The following is a 19,548-nucleotide window of genomic DNA, read 5'->3' as shown; positions in this document are numbered from 1 at the left end:
GAGTAAAGTCACCCCAACGTGGGGAGGCTCCGGTCGGCCCCCCTCGAACCCCCGAACCCCCGCGCGGCGCAGCTTCCCTTCGTTCCGCTGCTTCGCGCGCTTCGAGCGGGAGGGGGGTTCGTAGGGTCCCGTGTCGACGCCGGACGAGAGGACCTCACCACTTCTCGATCCACGGGCGGAGATCGAGTTCGAACGTCCACGCGTCGCGCGGCTGGTTGTGGAGGTGCCAGTAGTTCTCCGCGATGTGGTCCGGGTCGAGGATGCCGCCCTCGTCCTTCTTTGCATAAAGCGCGGGCAGGTTGTCGCGGATGAAGGCGGTGTCGATCGCGCCGTCGACGATGACGTGCGCCACGTGAACGCCCCGCGGACCGAGCTCACGCGCCATGCTCTGCGCGAGGGCGCGCAGCGCGTGTTTGGCCCCGGCGAACGCCGCGAAATTTGCGGAGCCGCGCACGCTCGCGGTCGCGCCCGTGAAGAGCATGGTCCCGCGCCCGCGCGCCACCATGCGCTTGGCCACTTCGCGCGCCGTCAGGAACCCGCCGAAGCAGGCCATCTCCCAGATCTTCATGTACTTGCGGGAGGTCTCGTCGAGGATGCTGCACGGGACGTTCGCGCCCACGTTGAAGACGTAGACCTCGATGGCTCCGATCTCCCGCTCGATGCGCTCGACCGTCGCGATGACGTCGTCCTCCTTGCGTGCGTCGCAGCCGATGGCGTGCGCGCGCCCGCCGTCCGCGGCGATGGCGTCGACGAGCGGCGAAAGCTTCTCCGCGTTGCGACGCGACACGCACGTGATGAAGCCTCCCCGCGCGAAGCGGCGCGCGATGGCGCCACCCGTGCCGTCGCCGGCGCCTACGATCCATGCAGCACGGTCGCTGCTGCAGGTCACGTCATGCCCGTCGCTCGTCGAGTTCGTGTTCATAGGATGAACATCATATGATGCACATCATCTGACTGGCAAGGTCAAGGACGACGCTCGCGCGGAGCGCCTCCACGAGAAAGCATGCAATGGGGGCTATGCGAATGCTCGCTCGGCCATTCGCTATGTTGTGTGAAGGCTGGGAAAGGATCGGCGGAATGGAATGCCATCCCGCCCGATGATGATTGTGCCGCGATAAACGCGGGGGTCGGCCCGCTCGGAGCCTCCCCCGCCGCGACCGACTACGCCGTCGTCTGGACCGTCGTCGCAGCGCCTTCGGCGAGCGCTGCCTGCGCGGCTGCGAGCCGGGCGATCGGCACGCGCAGGGGCGAGCACGACACGTAGTCGAGCTTCACCCGCTCGAAGAACCGGATCGAGGCCGGGTCGCCGCCATGCTCGCCGCACACGCCGAGCTCCAGGTTTGCCCGCGTCTTTCGGCCGCGCTCGCATGCGATTGCCACGAGCTCGCCCACGCCTTCCGTATCGAGGCTCGTGAACGGGTCTCGCGGCAGGATGGCCGCCTCCACGTAGGCCCCGAGGAATTTCCCGGCGTCGTCGCGCGAGATGCCCATCGTGGTCTGCGTCAAATCATTCGTGCCGAAGCTGAAGAACTCGGCCTCCTCGGCGAGCTCGGCGGCGCGCAGGGCCGCGCGGGGCAGCTCGATCATCGTGCCGAACAGGTACGACACCGACCGGCCCTTTTCGGCGAACACCTCGCTCGCCACCCGCTCGATCGTCGCTTTGGCCAGCGCGAGCTCCTTCCGCGTCATGGCCAGCGGAATCATGATCTCGAGCTTCGGGGCCGTGCCTTTCGCGGCCACCTCGCACGCGGCCTCGAAGATCGCGCGGGCTTGCATCTCGTTGATCTCGGGGAACGTCACGCCGAGGCGGCAGCCACGGTGGCCGAGCATCGGGTTCAGCTCGTGGAGCTCCTCCACCTTCCGCACGAGCTCTGCCGGCCGGACCTTCATCGTCGCCGCGAGATCCTCGATCTGCTTGCGCTCTTGCGGCAGGAACTCGTGCAGCGGCGGATCGAGCAGGCGGATCGTCACGGGCAAGCCCGCCATTTCCTGGAAGATCGCGGTGAAATCCTCGCGCTGGTAGGGCAGGAGCTTCGCGAGCGCTGCTTTTCGTGCGTCCACGTCGCGGGCGAGGATCATTTCCCGCACCGCCGCGATACGTTTGTCGTCGAAGAACATGTGCTCGGTGCGGCAGAGGCCGATGCCCTCGGCTCCATACGAGCGGGCCGTTCGCGCGTCCGCGCCCGTGTCCGCGTTCGCCAGCACCTTCAGCCGCCGCGACGTATCGGCCCAGCGCATCAGCTCCTCGTACTCCGCCGACAGCGAGGCCGGCGCCGTCGGGATCGCGCCGAGGTAGACCGAGCCGGTCGCGCCGTCGAGCGTGATCACGTCGCCGCCCTTCACGCTCACCGTGTCGGTAGGCCGGCCGAGCTCGTCGTAAATCGTCACGGTCATCGTGGCCGTCTCGTAGCTCACGGCGACCGCCGAACAGCCTGCGACGCAGCACTTGCCCATGCCTCGCGCGACGACCGCCGCGTGGCTCGTCATGCCGCCGCGCGCCGTCAAAATGCCGTTCGCGGCCTTCATCCCGTGGATGTCCTCGGGCGACGTCTCGGCGCGCACGAGGATCACGGGCAGGCCTTGCGCTGCCTTTCGTTCCGCCTCGTCCGCGTGGAAGACCACCTGCCCGCTCGCCGCGCCCGGGCTCGCCGGCAGACCCTTCGCCAGGAGCTTTTTCGGCGCCTTCGGGTCGATCGTCGGGTGCAGGAGCTGCTCGATCGACGCCGGGTCGACGCGCATCACGGCCTCGCGCTGATCGATGAGCCCCTCCTTCGCCATCTCCACGGCGATCCGCACGCCCGCTCGCCCCGTCCGTTTCCCGTTCCGCGTCTGGAGCAGGTAGAGCTTGCCCGACTGCACGGTGAACTCGAGGTCCTGCATGTCGCGGAAGTGCTTCTCCAGCCGCTCCTGCGTGCGCACGAGTTCCGCGTAGGCCTCGGGCATGCGCACCTCGAGCGAGCCTTCGTCGTTGCCTTGGCCCTTCGCGATCGGGTTGGGCGTGCGAACGCCGGCCACGACGTCCTCGCCTTGCGCGTTCGGCAGCCACTCGCCGAAGAAGCGCTTCTCGCCTGTCGACGGGTCCCGCGTGAATGCCACCCCCGTGCCGGAGTCTTCGCCCAGGTTTCCGAAGACCATCGCTTGCACGTTGCACGCCGTGCCCCACGCCTCGGGGATCTCGTGCATCTTGCGGTACGTCTTGGCGCGGTTGTTGTTCCAGCTCCGGAAGACCGCGACGATCGCGCCTTCGAGTTGCGCCCACGGATCGTCGGGGAACGGCGATCCCGTCTCCTCCTTCACGATGCGGCGCTGCTCTTTCACGAGGGAGCGCAGCGTCTCCTCGTCGAACATCGAGTCGGGCAGCTTTCGCTGGAGCTCGGCCACCGTGAGCCTTTGGGCCTCGACCATCCCGCGCGCAGCGGCGGCCTTGCGCCGGGCGATCTCCAGCGCGTCGTCGAAGCGCTTCCGATGCAACCCGAGCACGACGTCCGCGTACGTCACGATGAACCGGCGGTAGGCGTCGAGGGCGAAGCGGGGATTTTGGGTGCGAGCGCCGAGCCCGGCCACGATCGCCTCGTTCAGGCCGAGGTTCAGGATGGTGTCCATCATGCCGGGCATCGAGGCGCGGGCGCCGGAGCGGACGCTCACGAGCAGCGGGTTTTCCGGGTCGCCGAAGCGGGTGCCGACGATCTCCTCCACCCGACGGATGGCCGCGCGAGCCTCGTCGAGGAGGCCTTCCGGGATCTGCTCCCCGGAGGCGAAGAAGGCCGTGCAGACCTCGGTGGTGATCGTGAAGCCAGGCGGCACGGGGATGCCGAGCCGGGTCATTTCGTGGAGACCTGCGCCCTTGCCGCCGAGGAGCGGCTTCTGGGTTCCGTCGCCGTCGGCCTGACCGCCGCCGAAGAAATAGATGCGCTTCGCCATGGCGGCTTCCTTCCATGTTTGGGGTGACGGGCGCAAGAAAAGTTTTCGAAACACGCAACCGCTGGCGGCTTCCGGAAGATGTACGTGCATGGAAAACCAGCCAGAGGTAGGCTCGGACGCTCCCATGTCCTCCACCTTCAAACGCCGCTAGCGTGCGACCGTCGCCGACCTGCTCGCGATCCCGCCTGAGGAGCGAGTTCACGAGATCATCGACGGCGAGCTCGTCCACAAGGCGGCTCCCACGGGCGAGCACGGCGACGCGCAATCTGCGGTCGTCGCGCGTCTCAAAGGACCGTTCCAGCGCCGTCCTTCCGGCGGCGCGTTTCCTGGCGGATGGTGATCTACACCGAAGTCGAGGTGGAGTTCGCCTAAACGCAGGTCTCCTCGTGATCGCGGCCGGCCGTGACGCGTGCGTGCGGGCCGAGCCTTTCGAGGCCGTCGAGCTCTCGGTCGGCGCGTTGTTCGGCGGCGACGACGACGACGCCGTGGAAGGGTTCCCCGGCGAGCGATAACGTCCCTCGAAATCGGGGCCGAAGACCCACCGTTTTCGCTCCGAGGGCTGGCCGACGCTCCGCCCTTGGGGCGAAAACGTGCGCTTTACATTATTTAACCCACTGTCCCTCGGGTCGTGAGATGTAGCGGACCGGCGATGAAACGCGCGTCCTTGAAGCCCCCCCTTATCTTCTCGGCCTTCCTTCTTCTTGCCGCCCCCCCTGCGCGCGCCGACGAACCCCCGAAGCCCGCGCCCGCTCCACCTGCCGCAGCTCCCCCTGCGGCGCCCGTCCTCGTCCCGCCTCGTCCGCTCGCTGCGCTCGAGGCCGCTTATCCGACGGAGCCGGGCCTCACGGGCGAGGCGGACGTCGTGCTCGACGTCACCGTCGCCGCGGATGGCAGCGTCAAGGAGGCGCGTATCGTCTCCGGGGACGCGCCTTTCACCGACGCCGCGTCCGGCGCCGCGCCCGACTGGCGTTTCGAGCCGGCCACGCGCAACGGCAAGCCCATCCCCGCGCGCATCCGCGTCCTCGTCCACTTCACGCCCCCGGCGCCGCCTGCCGAGGAGGAGACCCCTCCCGCGGCCGAGGAGGGCGCTCACCCGAAGGACGGCACCCCCGGCAAAAAGCCGACCGCGACGCCGAAGCCGGCGGGCCCTGCGCCCATCGAGGTCCTTGCTCTCGGCGAGCGCCGCGCCGCCGGGACCTCCTCGCTCGGCCGCGCCGAGGTCCGCGTCTTGCCGGGCGCGTTCGGCGATCCTTTCCGTGCGATTGAATCGCTCCCCGGCGTCACGCCCATTTTCTCGGGTTTGCCCTTCTTCTACATTCGCGGCGCACCTCCCGGCAACGTCGGGTATTTTCTCGACAACGTCCGCGTCCCTTATCTGTATCACCTCGCCCTCGGCCCTTCGGTCGTCAATCCGGCGATCGTGGACCGGGTCGACCTCTATCCCGGCGGTTACCCTGCGCAATTCGGTCGTTTTGCCGGCGGCATCGTCTCCGGCGAGACGACCAAGCCGAAGGGCGAGCTCCACGGCGAGGCGAACATTCGCGTGTTCGACGCCGGCGCCATGGTCGAGGCCCCGATCGGCGACCGCGCCACCGTCATGGCGGGTGGCCGATTCTCGTACACCGCGGCCGCGCTCTCCCTGCTCGCGCCCGACACCACGCTCAATTATTGGGACTATCAGGCCCGCGCGACCTTCGACGTCACGCCCACGGATCGGCTGACCCTCTTCGCCTTTGGCGCCCACGATTACCTCGGCGCCAAGGTCGACGACGTCGAGCAGGGCCTCTTCGACGTGCAGTTCCACCGGATTGACCTCCGTTACGACAAGGACGTCAGCTCGCGCACGCGCTTGCGCCAGGCCGTCTCGTTCGGCTACGACCGGACGGCCATCGGCGGGCAGGAGGGCATTTTCGCGCGTGATTTCCTCCTTTCAGCCCGGACCCAGATCCTCCACCGCCGGAACGAATCCATGCTCTTCCGGGCCGGCGTCGACGCGAATTTCGATTATTACGATCTCATCGTGGGGGGCGACGCGAACGAAGAAGAAGCCGAGACCCAGCAGTCGTTCCTCGACCAGTTTTTTCCGCCGCGCCAGGACATCGCGGTCGGATTTTACGCGGACGCCGTCCTCGACGCGGGCCGCGGCGTCGAATTCACCCCCGGCGCGCGCGTCGACTTATGGGGCTCGGGCGGCGTCACTGCGATCAGCGCCGACGTTCGGCTCGCCATGAAGGTCCCCATCGTGCCCCGGTTGAAGCTCGTCTCCGCCATGGGCCTCGCCCACCAGCCGCCCGGGTTCGTCTTGCCCGTCCCTGGCCTCTCCATTGGCAAGCTCGCCGGTGGCCTTCAGCGCAGCGTCCAGACGAGCACCGGCCTCGACGTCAAATTGCCGTTCGGCTTCGAGGCCACGGGTACGTTTTTCCTCAATGGATTCTTCAACATGTCCGACGCGCTCGATTCGGTCGGCCGCACGGTCAACGGAGGCGGTCCGGGGGGGCCGGGCGGAGGCCCCGGCGGCCCGGGGGGCCCGGGCGGCGCGCCGCCCCAGGACGACGACGACGGATCGAGTGTGATCAGCGATCGATCGCTCGGCACCGCGGTGGGGCTCGAGATCTACATCCGCCGCAAGCTCACCGAGCGGCTCGGCGGATATATTTCGTACACGCTCTCCCGATCGTCGAGGAGCATCGGTTTTTCCTCGGGCCCAGCGCAATTCGATCGAACCCACGTCCTGAATGGCGCGGTCTCCTGGGAAGCCGGCAAGGGATGGCGCCTCGGCTCGCGCGTCGTCTTCTACACGGGTTTGCCCATCGCGGCCGCGGATGCGGCGATATGGGGCAAGAGCCGCACCGATCCGTTCTTCCGCATCGACGCGCGCATCGAGAAGCGCTGGAACTTGAAGAAGCGTGGCTGGGTCTCGTTCGTGATCGAAATGCTCAATGCGACGCTCAGCACCGAGCAAACGGGCGTGAGCTGTGGCCCGACGGAATGCGAGCCCCAGGAAATCGGCCCCGTCACCGTGCCGAGCATCGGCGTCGAGGGCGGCCTCTAGTCACTTCACCTTGCAGCGCGCCCCCGCCCCCGCCGCGGGCCGACCATACGGGACCTTCGGCCCCTTCGGCTTGACATACACCGCGCCGCCCGGCCCGGGCCGCGGCACGACCGCCCCCGAGGCCTGCGGGCGGCCCGACGGCAGCTCCTCGATCGTCAGCACCACGTCGGCCCCGTCCTGCTCCACCGCCGCGATGCTGGGCCTTCGCGGCGCGTCCTCGGCCACCCCGGGGCAAGACACGCCCTTGCCGCTCACCGCGACCACGGCCACGTCCCCGCCGAGCTTCGGCACCTCGGCTTGCCACAGGAGGCGCGGATCCCCCGGCTCTCCGACCACGACGGCGAGGCACGAGCACGTCGCCTCGTGGGGCGAGTCCTTCGCGATCATCACGTCGTGACGCACCCGTTTTTCGGTGGGGGGCGTCGTGATCGCCCCGGTGAGCGGCGCGGGCGCCTGCTCGGGCTCGCTCAGCGTCTCCGTGCGGCGGAGCGGCTGGCCCGTGGGATCTCCGAGATCCTGGGACCAGCCGGAGTTCGCCGCCGACGTTTGTTCGCCGCCGCAGCCGATCGAAAGCGCGAGCACGACGATGGTCGAAAGGGAAAGGAGAGCCTTCCGCATACCCCTTCAGAATCGCACCCCCGACGGGGAGGCGACAAGAAAAGTTACGGCGGAGGCGACATTTCGCAGAGAAAGCCGCGTTTTTCGCCGCAGCCCCGGTCGTCGAAGAACGACGCGGTCCCGGGCGACGCCGAGAGCATCACGCAGTCCTGTTTGTTGCCCTGATCCCCGGGCAGCGCGTCCTTCCACGCCGTGAACCCCCACGGCTCCCCGTTCGACCACGAGAACGCGCCCTCTTGCTGCGCGTCCGTCCCGCCGATCCATACGTCGCCCGACACCACGCTCGCCACGTACCAGAACTCCTCGGCCGTGCTCAGCGCCGCCAGGTCGCCGCCGAGCTCCAGGCAATGCTCGCGCGCGGTGTTCCAGTCGCGCTCGTTGCCATGGTGCAGATAACACGAGCCCGTTGTCGGCGACTTCCATTGCCACGGCAGAGGACATGTGTCGTCGGGGTCGGGGCAGCTCTGGCAGGACGGCTCCCCGCCCGTCCCGCCGCTGCCGCCGTTGCCGCCGGCCGTGCCCTGGCAGCCGGTTTGATCGATACGCGTGCCGTCCTGGCAAAGCGCGAGCACCCCCTCCTCGATTCCGGCGAGTGCATTGCAGCCGAGGGTCTGGCCGAGCACGAAAAGCCCAAGCCACCAAAAGGGACGTCCGCGCGGGCGCCCCGTTTGTCGTCGAATCCTCAAAACACACCTCCGACCACGAGCCCCGCGCCTGATCCCACCGTTCCCACGCCGGCACGCGCGGGCGTGGCCTCCGGCGCCGTCAGGTACAGGACGAGCCCTCCCGCCGCTGCGAGCACGCCCGCGAGGATCGCCCCCGTCGCCGCGTCGCCGCGCGTGCGCGCCTCGCTGCGCAGGGCGACGCCGGTCGCGTCGCAGAGGTTGCCCTCGATGCAATGGGCGGCCGAGTCGCCGTTCCGCGCAATGGCCTGCATTCCGAGGACCGAGCCCGCGACGACGGACACGACGCCCGCGCCGCCCAGCGCGATCCCCGCGATCTTGTGCACCGAGGCCCTCGAATTCGAAAGGGGCTTCTCGGGCGGCGGCGGCGGCGCTTGCGGGGCGTCCATCAGCTCTGGAATGGCTGTCGTCACCCGCGTGGCTTCGCCCCCGGGCACCTCCAGCTCCACGCGGTAGGGGCGTTTGCCCTCGGCCTGGGCCTCGACCACGTGTTTTCCCGGGTCCACGGGCACGGCCGTCCCCCATAACGCGCGCCCGAGGACCTGACCGTCTTTGCGGATCTCCACGTTTTGCAATTTTTCGGCCCACGGCGCGGTGATCACGAGTCGTGTGAGCTTGGGCTCGAGGGCCGCGGCCCGCTCGCGCGCGACCGTCTCGCGCTCGACCTGCCCTTTTTCGCGCGCGGCATAGACGGCGGCCCGGAACTCGGCCCATGCGCTCGCGGTGCGCCCGATTTTTTCCAGACAATCGGCCAGGTTCAAGAGCGTCCCGACGCCCGCGTCGAGCCTCTGGCTCTCGGCGAACTTGGGGCATGCCTCTGGATAACGCCCCTCGACCATCAGCCATTTGCCCTCGTCGAACAGCGCCTCCGCCGCGGCCCTTCGGGCGGCGCGGTCCTCCATCGGGTCGAGCGGATTCGCGGCGGCTTGGCTGGAGAGCAGCACGACGGCGAGGGCGGCCGCAGGCGCGACGGCGCTCCTCCTCGGATCACGATGAGCGACGCGGAAGGTATTCGTCATGGGTGTCATTCGCGCCCGTCGAAAGGATTGGGGCGCTTCACGGACGACGGAGGTTTCTCCGGGGTCTTGTCCGTGATCGTGCTTTGCGGCCACGGCTTTGAAAAGCCCCCCTGCGGCGCCTTGTTCCTCGGCCGCGGCGCGGGACGCGCCTCTCCCATGACGGGCGGATGTGCTTTCGTCTCGGCGGCCTCGACCGACGCCGGCAGCGGTCTCACCTTCGTGAACGCCGGGCCGAGCGTCGCCTCGATTCCTCCACGCGCAAGTTCTGCGAGGACGCTCGGCGATCCGTACGCGCGCTGCAGCCGGATCCCGGCACCTCCCACAAAGACGAACGCCGCTACGATCGCGAGCAACGGCACGGGTCGCAGGATTCGTTGCCATTTCGCCCCCGCGGGATCCCGCTCGAGCAGCGAGGTCGCCGAGACCGGCGGCGTCGAATGCAACGGCGGGAGGAGCACGCGCGGATCGGTCAACGTCGGGCTCGTGCTCAGTGGCCCGCGCGTGCTCGGGGAGCGCTCCGCGGACGTACCACGCGCGAGCAGGCGCACCGCGCGCTCGCTCGACGCAATGGCCCCGGGCTTGCCGAACGGCGCGAGCGCGACCGCGAGCTCGGCGATATTCGTGTACCTATCGCCCGGGTTTTTCTGAAGGCAACGCAGGAGCGCCGCGTCGAGCTCCGGCGGCGCGTCGGGGAGACGTGCGCGGAGCGGCGTCGGCGGATCCTTCAGAATGGCCGCGCAGAGCTCGGGCAGGCTTTGCCAGGGGAAGGGGCCTTCCCCCGCGATCAGCTCGTAAAGCGTCACGCCGATGGACCAGATGTCCGAGCGGGGATCGGCGTCGCGCGTGGCACGGAGCTGCTCGGGCGACATGTACATCGGAGATCCGATGACGGCGGAGGTCGTCGTGAGCGGAGCGCCGCGCTCCGGCGAAGTATCATTGTCGACAGAGAGCTTGGAGATCCCAAAATCGAGCACCTTCACGGTGCGGGATCCGTCCGGGCGCCGGGCGAGGAAAAGGTTGTCGGGCTTGAGATCACGATGGACGATTCCGAGGGAATGGGCCTCGGCGATCGCCTCGCACGCCTCGAGCACGTACGTGACGGCGTCCTCGATGGGGAGGGGGCCGTTTCGGGCGACGTGCGCGCCGAGATCCGAGCCTTCGAGCAGCTCGAGCACCATGTAGGGCTGTCCACTCGGCAATCGCCCGATATCGAGCACGCGCGTCGCGTGCTCGTTCTGGATCATGGCTGCGGCCCTCGCTTCGCGGGCGAACCGGGCGACGACCTCCTCGTTCTGCATGGCTGATTTCAGCAGGAATTTGAGCGCGACCCGGTGCCCGAGTTCCACGTGCACCGCGGCCACGATCACGCCCATGCCGCCTTTGCCGAGGACGCGCAGGACGCGATACTTGCCATCGAGGACGTCGCCGATGGCCACGGGCAGACCCGAAGGCTCGTCCTCCCACGACGAATCCGACCTGCGCTCGACCTGCATTCGTCCCCCCCGCCCGACGATCACCCGTGCGACTGCGACCTCGCACACCATAGCGCAGCGCACTTCTCTCGCCCGTGCCTGAACGCTGGTATTCTCCCGTACGGTGCTTTTTAGAGCGGCTCGAATGTCCGCGGCGTCGCACGAGCGCGAAGGGTGTGCGGAGCGGAGGGGACGACGGTGGTTTTGGGATCAGGCCAAGACGCTCGGGCGCTGCTGGACGATCCCTTCGACCGGCGTCGGACGCAGGACATTGTCGAGCATGGGGCTCGTCCGTTCCACGGCGATTCGAATCTCTTCGAGCAACGCGGCGTCCGCGTCGGTGTCCACGTCCACGGTATAACGAAGCTGCCCGAACCCGGGCCGGACAGAAGGATCCAGCGCGAGATATCCGCGCAGGTCGAACGGCGCCTGCACCTTGATCACGAGCTTACGATACCCGATTCCGCGCAGCCGCGCCTGCGTGACCCATCCAATCGTGAGGCACGATCCGAGGGCCGCGAGCAAGAGCTCCATCGGATCGACGTGCTGGTCCTTTCCGCCGAGCGGCGTGGGCTCGTCGGTTTCGATTTGGAAGGACCTCGCCCGCGTCACGGCTTGCGCGCCTTCACGCCACTCGGTCACGGTCTCGAAGCTCCCTTTCCCTGCTTCGGGCGCCTTCTCCACTGCGTCGCGCGTGCTCCGGAACCTATCGATGTCGAGGGTGCAGCAACCACCAAGCGATTCCATGGTCATGACCTCCATCGCCGGCGCGTGCCCTCAGGAAAGGGCGCGCAAGAACGCGAGCAAGACGGCGTCGAATCGCGCCGACTCCTCGTAGTGTGGATTGTGGCCGCTGTGCTCGAAGATGTCGAGAACGCCCCGCGGCAGCGCGTCGATCGCCTCTGCCCATAACTCCACAGGGCAGACGTAATCGTACCGGCCGCAGAGGGCGAGGACGGGGCAAGTGATCTCGCCGAGGGACTCTACGAGGCTCCAGCGCTCCGCTTCGGGGCGGATGACCGATTGCATGTAAATGGCAAATCCCCTCGGAACACCGCCCCAAAGGGCGCCGGCGTCGAGCGTCGGATCGTTCCATACGAGAGGATGCAAGGCGAGGTATCGACGGAGGGTGAGCTCGTCGGGATCCATCGCGCTCGTATCGAGGGCGCCGAGCTCGGCTTGATGGCGTGCGAGGAGCTCCTTCCGTGACGCGCTCGCCTCCACCTCCCACCGCGCGATTCCCACGCTCATGGCGCGGCTGAAATCGGGCACGCTCGCCACGGAGACGACCGCGGCCGCGTGCTTCGGGTGACGGAGCCCGAATTCGAGCGCGATGCCTCCGTGGTTCGAATGACCCATGACGACGATGCGATCGAGCCCGAGCTTCTCGCGCACGGCATCCAGATCGTCGGCGAGCGTCGCATACGTCGCTCCCTCAGGGCTGCCGGTCGATGCTCCCGTGCCTCGCATCTCGACGTAGACGAACGTATGGGCATCGAGGAGCCGCCGTGAAAAGGTGCGCCGGTAGAACTCGATCCCGCCGCCCGTGGGGACGAGGATCGACGGGCCCGATCCCTCCGTGAGAACGTGGAGCTCGACGTCGTCCACGCGAATCCGCTTGCTCGTGGCTTCGATCATGATTGGGTTGTCCGGAAAGACGAATTTCAGAACGTGCCGACGCAGCCCACGCCGCCGCCTTTGCCGCCCACGTGGGGGCCACACTGGAGGGTCAAGGCCGGCGCGCGGCCCACCTTCGGGCATTCGAGATCGGGCGCCGATCGCGTCACGGCGAACACCACGATCCCCGTGGTGAGCGCAGCGGTTCCGAGGATGTACCCCACGACCTGGAGCCCGGTCGTCACCTTGATCCCGGATTCGATGGAGGGGCATTCCGGGCTCGCGCCCGAGCCGCCGCAGAGGTTCGCGTCGAAATTGTCGAGCCTGCCCGAATGCACGACAGAGGCCGCAATCGCGCCGCCCATCACCGCGAGCCCGCCGACGCCCACCACGATGGGCCAAACCGGCGCGGTCGCCGCGGCAACGGGCGCCGCGATCGTGCCGACGGGCGCCGTCACTGCGCCAACGGGCGCCGAGAGATTCGGCGCCCCGAGGTTGGGATTCGGCGCCTCGATTCCAGGATTCGGCGCCGTGAGTCCTCCCACCGGCGCGGTGAGTCCACCGACGGGCGCGGTGAGCCCACCGACCGCCCCCGTGAGTCCTCCCGTGGGTCTGCCGAGCCCACCCGTGAGCCCGCCCGCGAGCCCTCCGACCGTTCCGGTGAGACCTCCGGCCGCCACGCCAATGCCAGGTGTATCCAGGTTCGCGCTCGCGCGGGCGACCGCGCCCACGGCGACACGCGCGCGGACCGTCAGGTCGGGTTTTCCAGGCGGACGGACCACGACCGAGACGTCCCCCGGCGCGAGGTAAATCGGTGACGTCATTGGCAATTTTGCCGCGATTTGTCCCCGCACGAGCACGAGGGCGCCCGGCACCCCGCCTTCCACCACGAGTCCACCGAGCTTCGCCGAAAGCTCGCCGAGCGCCGCGTCGATTTTCGCGCGCATTGGCTCGTACGCCACGCGCGCCTCCGCGCGGAATCGATGCAACGCGAGCCACGCCTCGTCGAGCCGCCCGGCCGCTTGCAGCGCGAGGCCGAGGTCCCCGAGGATCGTCACATCCCCCGAGAGTTCGAAAGCGCGCTCCAGATCTGGCAAGGCTTCCCGCAAGCGACCCGCATCGATATTCACCTTGGCGCGAGCGCGCAGCTCGGCGGCCTCGCGGAGCTGCGCCTCGGTCCGCGGCGGCTCGACATTCGCGTTCGCGTTTGCCCTCGCGTCGGCCGCAGCATCCACGCGCGCGCCCGCCATTCCGCTGACACCCGCGTCCACGCGGGGCGCTTGTGCCGCGACATCTCCGGAGATCGCGGGGCGACAATTTTCCGTGGTCGATCCGCAGCCCAGCGAGCCGGCGGCGAAACACATCGTAAGGAGCAACGGGGCGACGGGAAAGGAGCGGCGCGTCGAGGCCATCATCCTTCGAGCTATTATCACAAGTGACGTTGCACCATCAATGCAAAGCAACGATACAGCGGCACGATGGAGCGGTACGACGCGATTGTGCGTTGCAGCAATGGCGCGGCATCTCGGCCGGCTTACTTGTTGACGCCAAACACGCCAAAGAGCCCGCCGATCGGCGCGGCCACATGGGACGGAACGAAGAGCGCGCGTGCGTCGATCCCTGCGTGAAGAGCCCCGAAATGAAAGAGGATATCGACGCCGGGACCGAACGTGAACCTTGGCTCGATCCCCTGGCGCATCGCCCCGCCGAGCTGCGCTTCGTCCACAATGAAGAAAGAACCGAGGATGAACCTCGGCCTTACGAGCAGTCGTCCGGCCAGCGTCGTTCGATCGTAACCGGCTGCGGCGTGCACGAACACGGACCGTCGGCGCGACCAGTAGACGAGCGTATCGTTCGCGGCCGATTCGATGCTGCCGACGTGATACGCCGCGCCGACCTCGACATGAATCGGCACGCGGAGCGTCAGGCCACCGATGAGCCCGGTCGCCGGCCCGAGGTACGACTGCCCGGTGGTCCACGCCGTGGCATATCCGAGGCGGGCATCGACGCTCCACCGAAGCCGCGCCGGCGGCGCCTCCCCGCGTGCGACCGGCGCGACCAGGGTGGTCACGAGCGAGACCAGGAAGGTGCACGTCAATCGTGACATGGCGCCTCGCCCTCGTCGGTGAACGAGCCGCCCGAGACCGGTACGAATCGCCAAGTGTATCCTTCGGATCGGAGCTCGAGCCGAAGCACGCCCAGCGTATCTATATTCCGTACCTCGCTCCCGTTGTGAACTTCGTCGACGGCGTGCAGCGGCACCTTGCCTCCGGTGCCGACGACGAACCCGCGCATTCCCCGCACGACGTCGATCTGGCCGTCGGCATTCATGGGCGCGAAACGCTCGTACAGGTGCGCGTGGCCGGCGAGGACGACGTCGACGCCGGCGTCCTGCAAAATCCGCCACGAATCCCGCATGGAATCGGCGCTCCCGTGCTCGCCGGAGGTGAACCGCGCGTGGTGCCACATCGCGAGCGTGCAGCGTGACGGGTGCGCCGCGAGATCTTCCTTGAGCCAGCGTGCCTGCGGGGAGTCCGGCCCGCAACCGCCGAAATCGTCGGGGACCGAGGAGGGGACGTCGAGGTCGCCGCCACAATTGGAGTTCAGCATCACGACGTGCCAAGCCCCGATGTCGAAGCTCGCGCGCCCCTCGAAGGACGCCCCTGCGCCGCCGCAGAAATAAGCGAAGAACGGCCCGGCGCGCAGGGCGTGATACTCGTGGTTGCCCACGACCGCGCGTGTGATCGATCGAAACTTGCCCCAGCTCGGGTGATAACAATCGAGGAATTCGTCGAGCTCGCCGTTGGGATACGTCGTGTCGCCGAGCGTGAACACCGCGTCCGGCCCGATTTGCTCGACGAGCGCCGCCGTCTCTTCCTGCCGACCTCCGGGACACTCGGCGATATCGCCCGCCGCGACGATCACGGCGGCGGCGGGATCCTTCGGCGCCACGGGGAGCGCGGGGGATTCGTCGCACGGCGGGAGCTCTCGGGGGCGCGTGCACGTGGAAAGGCAACCCGCCGCGAGGGCGAGCGCGCCGAGGGCACGAGCCGATGCGCTCCCGTTCATTCGATCACGTGCTCCCCCGGCTCCTCATTCCTTCCAGCGCTCGGCGAGCTCCGGCAGCACCGTCACGGACATTTGCACGAGGTGCGCCATGTGCTGATCGGGTGTTTGTCCCGAATAACCACGCACGTGCAAACCTCCTTTTCGCCCTTCCGTCGTCTGCTCGAGCCTCGTCTCCTGCGCCCCTTTGTTGAACGCGGCGAGCGCCGTTTTCGTGGTCACGCGCGGCGGCGTCGCCTGTGCCGGGGCTCGCTCGGCGCCCGCCTCGCGCAGGAGCGCGTCCGCGCTCTCCGACGAGCTCGCGTACTCTGTGCCGCCGATGTTCGAGTGCGTGATCGTGAAGAGCCGCTTTCCCTCGGACGCGAGCTTCGCGAATCGCAAGAACGGCGAGAGCCGGACCGGGTCGACCGTCTTTGCTTTCGGGTCGACGTATGCGGCGTGGATCCCGTCGAGCACCAGCACCGAATCGATCCGCTCGACGTTCTTCGTGACGTCGAGGAGCTTCGCGAGCGCGCCATACCCCGCGCTCCACGAGCCGAGAGCCACGCGCCGCACCCTGGCGTCGCGCAGGCCTTGTTTTTTCGCCGTATCTTGGATCTTGTCGATCGTCTGATCGAGCACGCCCACGACCGAGAATTTGTCCTCGTACGGCCCCGAACCATTGCCCAGGTTCACGGTGTACACGAGCGCGTTCAGCCCGGCCGAGGTGGCGCCCTCCTCGACGAGGTTCGTGTTGCCGTGGAAATGCATGTACAGGTCGAACGCGCCGTCGTCCGATCGGAATTTCGGCGGGACGTGCAGGAGCCCGCCGTTCACGAAGACGTGGCCCTCGCGCTTCAGCTTGAAATCGGCGCGCTGCTCGGGCGGCAGCTCCGGCTTGGGCGGGAGGTTCGGCGGCGGCAGGTGTTTGGCGCGGAGCAACTCGCCTGGACCTCCGGTCGCCGCGGCCACGATGCCCGTGATTGCGGAGCCGAGCGCGAGCGAGCCGACCACGCCTCCGATCAGGGCGAAGCGCGCTCGTGGCGAAAGGGCGGGCGGAGCGGAGGCGTCCTTCCGCGATCGGACGAGCCAGAAAGCCGCGCCCGCGAGCAGCGCCGCCGCGAGCGTGATCGACCCCAAAAAAACGCCGATCCCCCGCAACGCCCCCACGTTCGTGACCACGAGCAGCACGATCGAGAGGACGGCCGCGAGGGCCGCGGCGAGGGCTACGTGCCGAATCCGAGCGCCTTCGAGCCGCCCACCTTCACAGCCCCGAGGAGCGTCGCCGCGCGCGCGGCGAGCTCCGCGGGAATCGCGCTTTCTGTGGATGCCGGTTTCGGGGGCGGCGGCGGGATTGCGGCCGGGGCCTCGGGCTCGGCGGTCACCGTCGCGGCCAATCCGTCGGAGGCCACTTGCGGAAGATCCTCGGGCGCGGTGGGCGCCGTGGTTTCGACCGCTGGAGCCGCGGGTACGGTCACTTCGAGGGGTTTGGGCGCGACGGCCGGAGGCTCGGCGGCCGGAGGGTCCACCGGGACGGTCGCTGCGAGCGCGTCGGCCTTTCCCGGTGCATTCGCGGCGGGCTCCGGCGGTGCGGCGCGGATCAACGTCGGCCCGTCGAGGACCGGCGGCGACGTGGGGGCCGGCAAAGGGTTCGTCGCGGCGATCGGCGCGGGCTCCTTCGAGGACGGCTCCGGCGCGGCAGGCCGCTGCGCGGAGGTGACGATCGGCAGCGGGCCTCCATTCGGCGGCAGCAGGATCGTATCCACTTGCCCGGCGAGCGAACCGGGCTTCTTCGCAGGCATTTTCGCCTCGACGGGCGGGGGCGGCGCTTCGGCGTCGAGCACGCCGGAGACCTTGATCGCGGGCAAGGTCTGGTCGCGCGGAATCGCGTCGATCGGCACGAAGCTCTTTGCGCAACGCGGGCACGTCGTCTGCGCGCGTAATGCTTCCGCCTCGATGGTTAACTTCTGGCCGCAGGAGGGGCAGTACAGTTGGATCGCTGCCATGTCGTCCGACGACCGAGGTTATCCGAAGAGCCCGTCGGGCAAAAGCGGGGAATCGATGCTTGGATCGTGCGACACCAAACGATCGTGGTGGGTTTTTCCGATGGCTACGTAACGCTCGTCGGGATTCGCCCGACCCGCTGATCTCGGGAAAGAACTCCAGCACGACCCCGCGCGTCTCCTCCGTGCCGGGGTGGGGCGCCGCGTGGGGCTCCCACCCCGGCGCGGACGCCGAGCACCCATTTCGCAGGACCTCCCCGAAGACGAAGACCGGAATCTATCGCTACCAGAAAATGACGGGTATATCAAGCCTCTTGCCATAACTTTCGATATGGGAAGCGTTGTGAGCGCGGGCGCGCACGTTCGAACGGTCTTCTCCCATGTCTGCCTCGCCTTCCGAAGGGCATCGCCGTAGAATGCCCGCGCCCTGCATCACGCAGGAACTTTCTTACCCACGAGGTCGTCCATGACTGCTCCGCATGACTTCCGCCGGAACCTCGCGCGCCGGCTGGTCGCGCTCGTCGCCGCCGCGCTCCCCGCCACGATGGGGATGGGCGTACTCCCGGGCTGCGTCGTTCAAGAGTCCTCCGGCGGCCCTTGCGGGGATGCGACCGAGAGGCGGGCATGTTTTGATTGGCCCGAGGCGTCGCAAGGGACCGGCGGAAGCGGAGGCGCGGGCGGCATCGGCGGTGCAGGAGGCGTCGGCGGCGTGGGTGGCGACGCCCCCGTGATGTGCCCTTCGCAGCCCGAGGCCAAGGCCATCCTCGATGGATCTTTTGGTATGCACACCATGAAATCGGAGGGCACCTTCGAGAATGGCCGATGCTGTTACGATACGGTGTTCCAGCCCCTTTGCCTCGGCGGTCGTCCCTTCCTCGTGAACGAGTCCCCCCGCACGGCCGCGCCCGTCCGCGGCGCCTTTGCTTCTGGCGCTCGCTGTCCGGAGGCGATGGCTCCGAACATCGACGATCTCTCCGCGGACGAGCGCGCGCTGCTCGCGGCCGCGTGGACGCGGGACGGGCTCTTCGAGCACGCCTCCGTGGCCTCCTTCGGACGGTTTGCCCTGGAACTGCTCGCCGTGGGCGCCCCGGCGGACCTCGTGACGCGAGCGCATCAGGCCGCGCAGGACGAGGTGCGCCACGCGGAGCTCTGTTTTGCGCTCGCCTCGAATTATGCGGGCGAGGCCATGGCCCCGGGGCCGTTTCCTTTCGAGGGGCGGATCGAAATCAGCGCCGACCTCGCCTCGGTCGCCGCCCGCGCCGCACGGGAGGGTTGTATTGGAGAGACAATCACCGCGGCCGTCGCGGCCGAGCAGCTCGCGTCCGCCACGGATCCGGCCGTGCACGCGGTCCTCAGGCTCATCGTCGAGGACGAGGCGCGTCACGCCGAGCTCGCATGGCGCACGGTGGCCTGGGCCGTTCGCGTGGGTGGTGAGGCCGTGCGCGCGGCCGTCGTCGAGGTCTTCGCGGCGCTCGGGCAAGGCGCAGCCGGGGAGCGGACACCCAGCGATCCACGCCTCGCCGCGCACGGACGGCTCGGCGAGGCCGAGGCGAAGGAGGCCGCTCGGCGCGCGACGGTCGAGGTCGTGTTGCCCGCGGCGCGGCTCTTCCTGGAGCGGCTCGGGGGCGGTGAAATTCGCGCGGAGGCTTGACGGAGCGCGACAAGCGCTCGAAAAGAGGGCGAATGGCTCCCGCCGATCGTCCTGCCGAACCCCCGCTCGCGCCGCCGGAGAGCCGCGTGAAGGTCGTCCTCCGCGTCGTGCTCGCCCTGGCCATGATGGGCGTGGGCCTCCTGCATTTCGTGTCCCCCGAGCCGTTCGTGCGAATCGTCCCTGCGGTCCTGCCCGCGCCGCTCGCGCTCGTGTACGTGAGCGGGGTGGCCGAGATCGCCGGCGGCGTGGGCCTGCTCATCCCGCGGCTTCGGCGCGCGGTGGGCATCGGCCTCATCGCGCTCTACGTCGCAGTGTTCCCCGCGAACATCAACATGGCGATCCACGAAATCCAGGTCGGCGACGACCCTGTGCCCGTATGGGCGTTATGGGCGCGGCTCCCGTTTCAGCTCGTCTTCATCGCCTGGGCGTACTGGGTCGGCGTTCGTTCGCGCCCAGGCCGCGTCTAG

The 19,548-nt window shown here is 68.5% G+C and carries 17 protein-coding genes; 4 read left to right on the top strand and 13 right to left on the bottom strand.

From position 1 onward, the window contains the following. Positions 1–154: 154 nt before the first annotated feature. Together QHF89_RS05620 and ppdK are read right to left on the bottom strand one after the other, a co-directional pair. Positions 155–922 (bottom strand): SDR family oxidoreductase, encoded by a 768-nt coding sequence (locus tag QHF89_RS05620; protein WP_136967150.1) that lies wholly within the window; start codon positions 920–922, stop codon positions 155–157. A gap of 239 nt (positions 923–1,161) precedes the next feature. Beyond that, positions 1,162–3,921, bottom strand: coding sequence for a pyruvate, phosphate dikinase (ppdK, locus tag QHF89_RS05615; protein ID WP_136967151.1), 2,760 nt, complete (start codon positions 3,919–3,921; stop codon positions 1,162–1,164). 386 nt (positions 3,922–4,307) lie between these two features. Here ppdK and QHF89_RS05610 point away from each other — a divergent pair, with 386 nt between their 5' ends. Both QHF89_RS05610 and QHF89_RS05605 read left to right on the top strand, forming a co-directional pair. Continuing rightward, positions 4,308–4,433: a hypothetical protein gene (locus QHF89_RS05610; protein WP_284720112.1), complete on the top strand. Its 126-nt coding sequence runs from the start codon at positions 4,308–4,310 to the stop codon at positions 4,431–4,433. 152 nt (positions 4,434–4,585) lie between these two features. Beyond that, a complete protein-coding gene (locus QHF89_RS05605; protein WP_136967152.1) occupies positions 4,586–6,973 on the top strand; it encodes a TonB family protein in 2,388 nt (795 codons plus the stop codon). Here QHF89_RS05605 and QHF89_RS05600 read toward each other — a convergent pair whose 3' ends face one another. The 11 genes from QHF89_RS05600 to QHF89_RS05550 all read right to left on the bottom strand — a co-directional run bounded on the left by QHF89_RS05600 (position 6,974) and on the right by QHF89_RS05550 (position 17,433). Continuing rightward, a complete protein-coding gene (locus QHF89_RS05600) occupies positions 6,974–7,591 on the bottom strand; it encodes a hypothetical protein (protein ID WP_136967153.1) in 618 nt (205 codons plus the stop codon). Between the two features lie 44 nt (positions 7,592–7,635). After that, a complete protein-coding gene (locus QHF89_RS05595) occupies positions 7,636–8,214 on the bottom strand; it encodes a C-type lectin domain-containing protein (protein WP_284720111.1) in 579 nt (192 codons plus the stop codon). 59 nt (positions 8,215–8,273) lie between these two features. Continuing rightward, positions 8,274–9,293, bottom strand: a complete 1,020-nt coding sequence (locus tag QHF89_RS05590) for a hypothetical protein (RefSeq protein ID WP_284720110.1) — start codon at positions 9,291–9,293, stop codon at positions 8,274–8,276. Positions 9,294–9,298: 5 nt separating this feature from the next. After that, positions 9,299–10,786, bottom strand: coding sequence for a serine/threonine protein kinase (locus tag QHF89_RS05585; protein ID WP_284720109.1), 1,488 nt, complete (start codon positions 10,784–10,786; stop codon positions 9,299–9,301). A gap of 189 nt (positions 10,787–10,975) precedes the next feature. After that, a complete protein-coding gene (locus tag QHF89_RS05580; RefSeq protein ID WP_284720108.1) occupies positions 10,976–11,512 on the bottom strand; it encodes an OsmC family protein in 537 nt (178 codons plus the stop codon). 30 nt (positions 11,513–11,542) lie between these two features. Beyond that, positions 11,543–12,403: an alpha/beta fold hydrolase gene (locus tag QHF89_RS05575; RefSeq protein WP_284720107.1), complete on the bottom strand. Its 861-nt coding sequence runs from the start codon at positions 12,401–12,403 to the stop codon at positions 11,543–11,545. 26 nt (positions 12,404–12,429) lie between these two features. Beyond that, positions 12,430–13,653, bottom strand: coding sequence for a hypothetical protein (locus QHF89_RS05570; RefSeq protein ID WP_284720106.1), 1,224 nt, complete (start codon positions 13,651–13,653; stop codon positions 12,430–12,432). Positions 13,654–13,916: 263 nt separating this feature from the next. Next, entirely contained in the window at positions 13,917–14,489 is a 573-nt protein-coding gene (locus tag QHF89_RS05565) for a hypothetical protein (RefSeq protein WP_136967157.1), read from the bottom strand. Then, entirely contained in the window at positions 14,477–15,451 is a 975-nt protein-coding gene (locus QHF89_RS05560; protein WP_136967158.1) for a metallophosphoesterase family protein, read from the bottom strand. Before QHF89_RS05560 ends, QHF89_RS05565 begins: the two co-directional genes overlap by 13 nt. 24 nt (positions 15,452–15,475) lie before the next feature. Next, positions 15,476–16,618, bottom strand: a complete 1,143-nt coding sequence (locus QHF89_RS05555; protein WP_136967159.1) for a hypothetical protein — start codon at positions 16,616–16,618, stop codon at positions 15,476–15,478. 35 nt (positions 16,619–16,653) lie between these two features. Then, complete coding sequence (locus tag QHF89_RS05550; RefSeq protein ID WP_136967160.1) at positions 16,654–17,433, bottom strand: hypothetical protein; 780 nt, start codon at positions 17,431–17,433, stop codon at positions 16,654–16,656. 463 nt (positions 17,434–17,896) lie between these two features. On the opposite strand from QHF89_RS05550, the gene QHF89_RS05545 reads away from it, so the two are divergent. Then, the gene (locus tag QHF89_RS05545) at positions 17,897–19,081 is read left to right on the top strand and encodes a ferritin-like domain-containing protein (protein WP_136928545.1); all 1,185 of its coding nucleotides are present in this window, start codon (positions 17,897–17,899) and stop codon (positions 19,079–19,081) included. A gap of 32 nt (positions 19,082–19,113) precedes the next feature. After that, positions 19,114–19,548, top strand: coding sequence for a DoxX family protein (locus QHF89_RS05540; RefSeq protein ID WP_136967161.1), 435 nt, complete (start codon positions 19,114–19,116; stop codon positions 19,546–19,548).

Source organism: Polyangium sorediatum (assembly GCF_029946465.1).
Taxonomy (GTDB): Bacteria; Myxococcota_A; Polyangia; order Polyangiales; family Polyangiaceae; genus Polyangium; species Polyangium fumosum.
The sequence above is the reverse complement of the archived record's forward strand: the minus strand, read 5'-3'. Positions and strand labels throughout refer to the sequence as shown.